The 627-nt window shown below is 42.9% G+C and carries 1 pseudogene; it reads right to left on the reverse strand.

From position 1 onward, the window contains the following. Positions 1-345 (reverse strand): annotated as a pseudogene (ribH, locus tag CIK04_RS26460) (6,7-dimethyl-8-ribityllumazine synthase); the annotation flags it as partial. Positions 346-627 lie beyond the last annotated feature (282 nt).

Consider the following 627-nt stretch of genomic DNA (forward strand, 5'->3'; position numbering starts at 1 on the left):
AAATGCCACTGGAATACTAAATTCAAGAGACAGCTTGTGCTAGACCTTTATTCATTTCACTACAAACATAGTCGAAGTGTGGTGTACCACCACGGATCACTGAGCCAAGAGATACAATCGCGTCGAACTTACCTGTTTTTGCTACGCGCTGAGCCACTAGAGGTAGTTCAACCAGCACCAGGACAACGTACAACGGTTGATGTTGTCTTCACTGACTTGACCGTGACGCTTCAAAGTGTCGATGGCACCAGACAATAGACTTTCGTTAATAAAACTGTTGAAACGAGAAATAACGATAGCAATTTTTGCGTTTGGCGCAGGGAAGCCACCCTCGATCACTTTCATAAGCCTTCCTTTAACTATGTTCATCAAGTGAGAATCGCCGGATTCTAGCACAATTTTGTGAGCAATATCTAATGGTATTTCGCCACGAAATACTGCCTTACAGCGAAGAGATGAGTCAAATAGGGGGAGAAAATAAACGCAGCAGTTATTTTCGCTGCGTTTATTAGAAGTGGTGTTATTCACACACATACTCAACAACGTTCAGACCAAAACCGCCAAAGGGCATGGTATTTTTTGTTGCTGGAAGAAAGTAAACGCATATCGTGCACACCTAAATCTGCA

Source organism: Vibrio sp. 03_296, assembly GCF_002265885.1.